This window comes from Kitasatospora sp. NPDC001132 (genome assembly GCF_053598415.1).
This window is the reverse complement of sequence record NZ_JBSFKF010000031.1, coordinates 93,619-101,679: the sequence shown is the minus strand read 5'-3', so window position 1 is coordinate 101,679 and position 8,061 is coordinate 93,619. Positions and strand designations below refer to the sequence as shown.

Below are 8,061 nucleotides of genomic sequence, written 5' to 3'. Positions count from 1 at the left end.
GGCCGTTCACCGGCGGGACAGGTGCCGGTGTGGCTTGATGCAGCAATTGTTGCCAGGCGGGGCCGGTCACCGACAAGACCCCCTCGCTACGACCCCCCGTCGCAGCCATGGGTGAACGGCGGTTGATCCGAGGAGTGGACGCCCGGAGCGCGGCGGCCCCCGCCGACCCCTCGCGGCCTGCGCAAACACTCCCCGACCACTCGCCAAATAGTCTCAAAATGGCGCAAAACGGACACCACTATCCGTCGTCGTACACCGCATTCCCGTGTGAGCGCACTCACCCCACAGGCCCCGGCAACATCACCGACCGGCCCACCGCAACCACGCTGAGTCAACACCGGGCGGCCGCCAGTGAGACCGCCACCACACCGGCCGGCACGACGGCAGCCGGGCACGGTGCGAAGCCGTCGCAGGACGCGGCGGGGTCGGAGCCCTGTCCAGGGGGTGGAATTCCGCGCGCGGTGGACGGCGCGCGCGGCACCGTGGACGGCATGATTCTGCAACCGGAGACCGACGACCTCGCCGCCTACCTCACGGCGGACGAAGTGATCGACCACACGCACCCGGAGCTGCGGCGGGCGGCCGCCGGGCTGGCCACGCCGGAGGCGGCGTTCCACTACGTCCGCGACCAGGTGGCGCACTCCGCGGACGCCGGCTCGTACAGCGGGGCGTTCCGCGCCTCCGAGGTGCTGGCCGTGCGCAATGCGATCTGCCACGGCAAGTCCCTCCTGCTGGCCGCACTGCTACGGGCGCAGGGCGTGCCGACCGGCCTGTGCTACCAACGACTGGAGGACGGCGAGGGCGGATTCGTGCTGCACGCCCTCAACGCCGTGCACCTGGACGGCCGCTGGTCCCGCCTGGACGCCCGGGGCAACCGCGAGGGGGTGGACGCGCAGTTCGACCTCAGTCGGGAACGGCTGGCCTGGCCGGTCCGGCCGGAGCGGGGCGAGCGCGACTACCCCGTGGTCTTCGTCGCACCGCCCGCCTCGCTGGTCCGGGCGCTCGCCCGGGCAGTGCCGGGCCGGTTCGGCCACGACTACCTGCCCGCCGAACTTCCGGGTGACGCGTCGGCCGGCCTCGGGTGAAGCGGGCGACCGCCACACATGAGCGGACACGAGGGGCCGCCCTGACCGGCGCCGTACGGAGCTACGGAGCCGGCGGGTAGGGGTTGCCGACGGGATTGCCGTCCGGAGGCACGTGTCCGTGCAGGGGCAGGATCGCCGGATGCGTGCCCAGCCGAATTCCGTACCGGCGCCGAAGGCGGTTCATCTCCAGCAGGGCTATCCCCGTGACCGTCACCGGCGCGCCCAGGATGAAGACGACGCCCAGAGCGAGGCCGAGGCCGTGCAGGTCACCGGAGAGCAGGTCCGGGACAGCCATCAGCCACGTCGTCACGGTGGCGAGCAGGGGCGGCAGACAGCGGTGCACTCCTGCGGTGCCGAAGAAGTTGTCGGACACGCAAAGACCCCCGGCGCCCACGAACCAGGTGAGCCAGAGCGCCGCCATGAGGCACAGCAGCATACGGAGCGGGGAAGCGCCGTTCGCCAGCGTCCACGTCAGCACCATCACCACGACCGAACCGATGAACAGCAGCAGCAGTTTGAGCGAGTTCACCAGCGGGGTGCGCAGCTGGCGGACGGTTCCGGTACGCCGCCACACGTAGAGCATCACACCGACCGTCAGCGGCGTGATCAGCAGGAGGACGAGACTCGCCGTCAGCACCTTCTCCAGCATCCCGTCGAAGGAGAAACCGCCCTCCACGAAGCTGTAGACACCGATCGCCGCGACCACGCCGCAGATGACTCGGACGCGTTTGAGGGAATCCACGGCGGGATCGACCGACTCGGGCACCCACGCCGGGTGGAAGACCGCCTTCGCCACGTTCTTGGGATTGCGGAACGACCTCACGGTCAGCCTGTCGCTGAGCCAACGCTCACGCCCGCCGGTCAATTGTCGTCCCCCTGCTTCTCGGTCTGCCAAGATCGCCGGAGAGTCTATGGGAGGGGCACGGCGCGCCGATCTCCGTCCCCCGCTCAGCGGCCGGATGCCGACGGGCCGGTTGCCGACCTGGCGGAGGGCGGCGGTGCGGCCGGCTTCCCGGGCCGCGCCCACACCGGCCGGCGTGGGCGGTCGGCGTGGGCGGCGGGTCAGAACTGCCAGACGTCGACCGAAAAGCAATGTTGAAACTTCAACCAACACGAACCACCGTATTGGCCGCGAATTCGAGCGTCAAGTGATGGAACGAAGTCGATGAAGTGAAGTAGTCGTGATGGACCAGGGCGAGCTCGAACGAATTCGAGCCGGGCGCTTCACGAGGGGCGGGGCCCGGGCATGGTCGGGGCGGGTCGGTTCGCGCGTTCCAGGTCGACGAGCAGGCGTTCGATGTCGGTGATCAGCGATCCGTAGACGTGCCAGGCGCCCGGTTCGGCCAGCGTGCCGTGCGTGATCTCTTCGGTCATCGTCCTGTGCCAGGTCGTGGCGTCGTCGATCGCGCGGCGCAGCGGCCCGCAGAAGCTGTCGAGACCAGGGCCGGCGGCATGCCCGGGGGCGGCGAACGACTCCATCGCCCGTTCCGCCGTTTCCAGGGTCGCCGCGTACCGGTCGAGGAAGAGTCGGTTCAGGTGGTGGCCGGTGGGCCGGTCGTCGACGGCGTCGGCCAGTGTCCGTGCGATGCCCCGGACCTGGAAGGAGACCCGGTGCAGGGCGCGCAGCGCCTTGCTGTGGTCCGTCGGCTCCTGTTGTCCGTGGACGATGCACCGCGTGTTCCAGCGCAGGCTCTCCTGGCTCTGGCGTAGGTCCTCCTCCGCCTGGAGTACCAGGTCGTCGAGGTGTCTGCCCCGCTCGAGCCACAGGTGGGCGCGGTCGGTGTGCTGCCGTTCACGCAGTCCGCGGCCCATGTCGCCGAGCAGTTCTCCCATGGCCGCGGCGAGTTCGCGTACCGAGGCGTCGGAGGCGCCGAGGTGTACGGGCGGAAGGATGAGGGCGTTGACCGCGATGCCGGCGGCCGCGCCGGTGAGGGCGGCCAGGGTCAGGGTGATGACGTGGCCCACGGGGAAGGCCGTCGCCGCCGCCAGGGTGAGCGTCGCCGTCGAGGCGATCTGCAGGCGGCTGTCGGAGCCCCGGCGGCCTCCGGCGACCAGTGCGATGGCCGGGATCGCGGCGATGCTTCCCGCGGCCGGGCCGAGCAGCCACACGACGACCACGGCCAGTGACAGCCCCGCGGCCCGGGCGGCTACGCTGCGCAGCGCCTGCGTCACCGATCGGTAGATGGTCGGGGCGTTGACCATGGCCAGGGCGGTGGCCACGGCGAGGTACTGCTGTTGCCCGGGGAGCCACCACGACGCGGTCTGCCAGGCGAGGAGGGCCGCCATGAGTCCCTTGACACTGCGGGTGAGGGCGGTGGTCGACCATTCCGGGAGCGACAACCAGGGCGCGCGCGGCAGCCGCAGGGCGCGGCTTGGTGCCTCCCGCCACCGGACGATGGCGGCCGGACGCGGCACGAAGGCCGGGGCTCTCATCTCTGTCCTCCTACTCCGTCTGCTGCTCACTTGTTGCGGCGGTGTGCCCCGTGTTGCGGCGGTGTGCCCCGCCGGGGTCGGGCGGGCCGCTGGAGGGAAGCGGCCAGGGCCGGGGCCTCAGGCAGTACCCGGCAGCAGCCGCGACAGTTCGGCGTCCAGGTCGTGTCCGTCGGCTTCCCGGCCGGCGGGTACCAGCCGGTAGGTGCGCTCCAGCCACTCGGCCACCACGTGGAGCGGGGCCCGGAGCCAGGCGGTTCCCTCCCGCGAGGAGAGGGCGAGGTTCAGCACCTCCTCATGGCCGAGCGCTCCGACTGCTCCCGGCCAGACCTGTACGTCCCCTTGCCCGCTGGGCCGGCGCAGGCCCTGCGCCAACAGGTCGCGGGCGAAGACCCAGGGGACCTGGCCGTCCTCGTCGGTGTGGAAGACGACGCGTACGGCGAGCGGGTCGTGGGAGCGGTAGGACAGGAGGGTCGGCAATGTGACCGGTTCTCCCGGGGGGAGCCGGAGTTCCATGTCGAGCATTTGATCTGCACAGCCGTTCACGGCATGACTCCCGGTGTGGGTGGCGTCCCTCTGAACGGCGGATGCGAGCGCCCCGGCCGTGGGTGCCGCCGCCCGGCCGGACGCCGGTGTCCGGCCGGGCGGCGGCGCGAGAGGGCGACTGGGAGCCGCGGTGTGCCGGCACCGAACTGGGCGCGCTCCCCCGCCCCGAGTCGTCGCAGGTCAGCGGAAGACGTGCGGGTTGAACCCGTACACGTTGATGACCTGGATGATCTGCCAGCCGTTGTCCCACCGGTAGAACCGGTGGCCGTCGTAGCGGCACCGGTGGCCGTGGTCATCGCTCTTCATGATCTTTCCTCCTTGATCGGCCCGGAGCCGTGGGGTGATGGCCCCGGGCGGCGCCCCGCTGTGGTGGGGCAAGAACGACGCTACCGGGAAACATGTTGAAACTTGTACATTTTTCCTGTGGGGTATGTCATGTCCACCGGGGAGGCGGGACGGGGAATACGGGACGGGGAATGCCGGACGGGGCCCCGAGCCGCGGCCGGTCGGGCTGGGCGCCGATCTCGCCATGCTCGACGGCTCCGACCTCGCCCACGCCCTCGTCCATGTGGCATGAGGGCCTTTCTGGCCGTAGGTGCAGATGTCGCAATCCACACCGAGCCAGAAGGCCCTCACTCACTTCAAGATCACCACGTCGTGAGCCCTGGCACCAACCTCCGCGGTCAGTACACCTAGCTCGGTACGCGGACCATCGACGTGACGGTCAGCGGTCCCAGCGGGGTCTCGCCGAGCATGGTGAAGTCGAAGTGGCGGTAAAGGGGGACATTCGCCGGGTCCGCCGTGGTCAGGTGGACTGCTCCCGGCGTCGTCGTCAGGACGTGGTCCAGGAGGGTGCGGCCCGCTCCACGGCCGGTGAGGTCCGGGCGGACTCCGACGAACTCCAGGGTCCAGGCCCCCGCGGGGGCCCCGCCCTCGGTGGCGTCCAGATAACGCAGGGTCCGGCCGAGGGCGTACGGCCCACTGCTCAGCAGGGTCCTGGCCGCCCAGAGCGCGCGGGCGCCGGCGGACGGGGTCGCGCCCGGCGGGGTCAGGACGGCTGCCGCCAGGAGCCGTCCGTCGGTGTCCACCAGAGCCGTACGGCGGGCCCCGGCGAGGCCGGCGTGGGTGCGCAGGGTGGCGCGGAACCAGCGAGCGCGGGCGGAGTGCGCGCCGCCGCAGATCCAGGAGACGGCCGGCTCCCGGGCGAACGCGGCGGCCAGCAGATCGGCGCAGGCGGCCGGGTCGGGGTCGGTGTCGATCCGGCGGGAGGCTGCGGCAGCGAGGTCCTCAGACATCCCGACCCCGCTCCAGGGGCGCCTCGGGCACGAGGTGGCAGACGAGCAGCTTGAGGAAGAACAGTGGTGCAAACCAGGCAAGCGCGGCCGGCACCGGCAGCCAGAACAGGTTGACCAGGACGGCTGCCATCAACACCGCCATCGCCACGGGCCGCCTGAGGTGGACGGGCGCGAACTCCACCGCCACCGCCCCGCCGAGGAGCAGCGCGGCATTCGCCGAGGTCCAGGCGAGGTCGCCGGAGAGGACGTACAGCCCCATCGCGGCGAGGTGGATCAGGTGCGCCGAGACGAACAGCAGCCGGGCGCGCCGCGCCGCCGGGTCGGCCCGGTGGTACCAACGCTTCGCGGCGTTGGTGGCGTTGGTCAGGACCCCGCCGATCAGGTCGAGCCCGGCCAGGGCGACCACGACGAGTTGCCCTGTCGACCAGTCGCGTGCGGCTCCCGAGCTCCACAGTCCGGCGGCCAGCAGCAGGGCACAGCCGAGGAGGCCGATGGTCTCCACCGCGGACTCGGAGCGGGACTTGCCCGGGCCCATGAACCGTTCCAGGCGGCCGGCGAGGCCGGATGGGGTGGCCGGTATCTCCCAGGAGATCCTCAGGTCAGTGCGCATCGTTCGGCTCCTGTCCGGGGGCCGCGGTCACCGCTGCACCCCACAGGCCGCGCAGGAGGGTCCACAGCTGGTCCGGGGGGGCACCCTCCGGGAGGCCTTCGAGGGATCCGCTCGTCATCAGGGCCACGGCCCAGGCGTCCGCGGCCCGGACGACGGCGGCGGTCGCCGACACCATCAGTGCGTGGTCCACATCGGTACGGATCATCCCGAGCCGACGGCCGTCCGTGACCAGGGCGCCGAACCAGTCGAGCCACAGGCTTCCGTCGCTGCGCCCGATGGCAGCGTCGGCGAGGGCCAGGTCCTCGGGGTGGTCCCTCAGATGGGCGGCGAGGGCGGCGGATCCAGCGGTGAACCGGGCGCCGAAGTCCTCCTCGTCGCGGGCCGGGTCCCAGGGTCCGAGGGCGTCCAGCAGTCGGTCGAGGACTCCGTCGAGGACCGCGGTGAGCAGGTCCTCCCGGCCGTCGAAGTAGTGGTAGGCGGCGGTCTTGGAGACTTCTGCCGCCTCGATGATCTTGTTGTAGGAGGCGCCTTCGGCGCCGTGCTCGGCGAAGTGCCGACGCGCGACTCCCAGGATGTGCTCCCGGCGTTCTGCGGGCAGGCGGTCGAAACGAGGAAGGGGCATGAACGCATGATACGCACTAGTGGGGTGTACTGCTAGTACACCCCACCGGTTATTGTGGAGGGCGAGCCGCGGTCACTGAGGTTGAACTCGTGAAATCGCGGGGTTACTCAGGCCAGCCTGATGGTCAGGCCGGTCTCGGTGAGGCAGCCGTCTATGAGGGTCAGCAGCTCGGCCGTCGCCGGAGACCTGAGCCACGGGTCCGAACCCGCCACACCCCACCTCCCCTCGCCACCGCCCTTCGCGCGATGCCTCCACCGCCCACACCACGCCAGCACTGGGATCGGTGGGCCGGTGACTTCGCGCGGGACGATGACGGCGTCGCGCCAGCGGCCATGGTGGGGTCGCCGGCCGGTACGGGACCGATCAGCACGATGTCCTGCCGCGGCCGCCGCGCGGGCGAGATCGCCAGCAGCGGTGCAAGGTGCTCCAGCCCTCGGTCCGCGGCTGACTTCGAGATGCCGAACAACGGCGCGACCTGCCGCAACGTCAGATGGGTCCGCCAGTACGTGGCAACCAGCAGCACCCGGTCCTCCAGGCAGAGCCGCCACGGCCGGCCGCGCTGGATGTCACCGCCGTGACGGCGGACCAGTGCGACCAGCTTGCGGAACTGCGACTCGTGCGACCCCGAGAACGGCTCGATCCACATCGGATCACTCGCCGAGATCACCCCACCCCTGCCGTGACCAAGGCGGAAGCAAGGCGGCAGTTACGGGACAACCTTTAGGGCTTCACATCAAGACGCACAAGGGCACCGATTTCCACGAGCTGGTCGGGCAACGCCAAGTCCGATATGCCCATGACCGTGCTGGTCGGCCGGTGCTCCCCGAAGTACCCGGCATGAAGGCGTGCTGCCGCTTCGAAGTTCTCCCGCAGATTCCTCACCAGTACCGTGGTTTCCACGATCTGGCTCCGTTCAGCTCCGAACTTTCTCAGGACCAGGTCAAGGTTCTCCAGCGTGGTTCGAACCTGCAGTTCGAAGTCGCCAGCACCTACGAAGTCTCCATTCCGGTCATGGGACAACTGACCTGACACATAGACGGTTTCACCTACCTGAATGGCCTGACTGTAACCGTACAGCGATTCCCACGGCATACCGAACCCGTATGCCTTCACCTGAGAACTCACGAATCACTCCTTCGATACAGCACCCGGTGCTGCCAGTTGCAGACGGGAGCCTTACGGGCAGAAGTTACAGGTTCTCTGAAATTTCAATTGCCCGGCCGCGAACTCGAATTATTCTCTGCACGCACAGACGGGCGGTGAACGCAGCCAAGCCCTCGTCGAGGATCGCCTTGTCGGCGCACACCTGCGTCCGGACCGGCGGCTCGGTGTCCGTGTCGGAGGTCACCGTCGAGCCCAGGCCGGGCCGAGTGGGCGTTCACCGCCCCTCGTCATCGCCCGGCGCGTGGGAACGGGACACCCACCAGCGCGAGCGGAAGAACCGTCAGGAGCAGGCCGTCGCCGCCTGTCTGC

At 70.2% G+C, this 8,061-nt stretch carries 9 protein-coding genes and 1 pseudogene; 1 reads left to right on the top strand and 9 read right to left on the bottom strand.

The features are described from left to right. Positions 1-491 precede the first annotated feature (491 nt). Positions 492-1,085 (top strand): transglutaminase domain-containing protein, encoded by a 594-nt coding sequence (locus tag ACWDBE_RS31030; RefSeq protein ID WP_449809649.1) that lies wholly within the window; start codon positions 492-494, stop codon positions 1,083-1,085. 61 nt (positions 1,086-1,146) lie between these two features. Here ACWDBE_RS31030 and ACWDBE_RS31025 read toward each other — a convergent pair whose 3' ends face one another. The 9 genes and pseudogenes from ACWDBE_RS31025 to ACWDBE_RS30985 all read right to left on the bottom strand — a co-directional run bounded on the left by ACWDBE_RS31025 (position 1,147) and on the right by ACWDBE_RS30985 (position 7,713). After that, positions 1,147-2,112 (bottom strand): hypothetical protein, encoded by a 966-nt coding sequence (locus tag ACWDBE_RS31025; protein WP_449809648.1) that lies wholly within the window; start codon positions 2,110-2,112, stop codon positions 1,147-1,149. 197 nt (positions 2,113-2,309) lie between these two features. Beyond that, positions 2,310-3,518 carry a hypothetical protein gene (locus tag ACWDBE_RS31020; protein WP_449809647.1) on the bottom strand — a complete coding sequence of 403 codons (1,209 nt, stop codon included), beginning with the start codon at positions 3,516-3,518 and terminating at the stop codon, positions 2,310-2,312. Between the two features lie 117 nt (positions 3,519-3,635). After that, entirely contained in the window at positions 3,636-3,995 is a 360-nt protein-coding gene (locus tag ACWDBE_RS31015) for an SsgA family sporulation/cell division regulator (RefSeq protein ID WP_449809646.1), read from the bottom strand. 246 nt (positions 3,996-4,241) lie between these two features. Continuing rightward, on the bottom strand, positions 4,242-4,367 hold the full coding sequence (locus ACWDBE_RS31010; RefSeq protein ID WP_449791198.1) for a hypothetical protein: 126 nt from the start codon (positions 4,365-4,367) through the stop codon (positions 4,242-4,244). A gap of 386 nt (positions 4,368-4,753) precedes the next feature. After that, entirely contained in the window at positions 4,754-5,356 is a 603-nt protein-coding gene (locus ACWDBE_RS31005) for a GNAT family N-acetyltransferase (RefSeq protein WP_449809645.1), read from the bottom strand. Continuing rightward, complete coding sequence (locus tag ACWDBE_RS31000; RefSeq protein ID WP_449791200.1) at positions 5,349-5,966, bottom strand: hypothetical protein; 618 nt, start codon at positions 5,964-5,966, stop codon at positions 5,349-5,351. The genes ACWDBE_RS31005 and ACWDBE_RS31000 overlap by 8 nt, the downstream gene beginning before the upstream one ends. Further along, complete coding sequence (locus ACWDBE_RS30995) at positions 5,956-6,588, bottom strand: TetR/AcrR family transcriptional regulator (RefSeq protein WP_449791201.1); 633 nt, start codon at positions 6,586-6,588, stop codon at positions 5,956-5,958. The genes ACWDBE_RS31000 and ACWDBE_RS30995 overlap by 11 nt, the downstream gene beginning before the upstream one ends. Positions 6,589-6,916: 328 nt before the next feature. Further along, positions 6,917-7,234: pseudogene (locus ACWDBE_RS30990) on the bottom strand (helix-turn-helix domain-containing protein); the annotation flags it as partial. 74 nt (positions 7,235-7,308) lie between these two features. Further along, complete coding sequence (locus ACWDBE_RS30985; protein WP_449791202.1) at positions 7,309-7,713, bottom strand: RidA family protein; 405 nt, start codon at positions 7,711-7,713, stop codon at positions 7,309-7,311. Positions 7,714-8,061 lie beyond the last annotated feature (348 nt).

Excerpts from the sequence above, each read along its gene's own strand:
- ACWDBE_RS31030 (WP_449809649.1), top strand. The coding sequence starts at position 492 with ATGATTCTGCAACCGGAGACCGACGACCTCGCCGCCTACCTCACGGCG.
- ACWDBE_RS31020 (WP_449809647.1), bottom strand. The coding sequence starts at position 3,518 with ATGAGAGCCCCGGCCTTCGTGCCGCGTCCGGCCGCCATCGTCCGGTGG.
- ACWDBE_RS31010 (WP_449791198.1), bottom strand. The coding sequence starts at position 4,367 with ATGAAGAGCGATGACCACGGCCACCGGTGCCGCTACGACGGCCACCGG.
- ACWDBE_RS31005 (WP_449809645.1), bottom strand. The coding sequence starts at position 5,356 with ATGTCTGAGGACCTCGCTGCCGCAGCCTCCCGCCGGATCGACACCGAC.
- ACWDBE_RS31000 (WP_449791200.1), bottom strand. The coding sequence starts at position 5,966 with ATGCGCACTGACCTGAGGATCTCCTGGGAGATACCGGCCACCCCATCC.
- ACWDBE_RS30995 (WP_449791201.1), bottom strand. The coding sequence starts at position 6,588 with ATGCCCCTTCCTCGTTTCGACCGCCTGCCCGCAGAACGCCGGGAGCAC.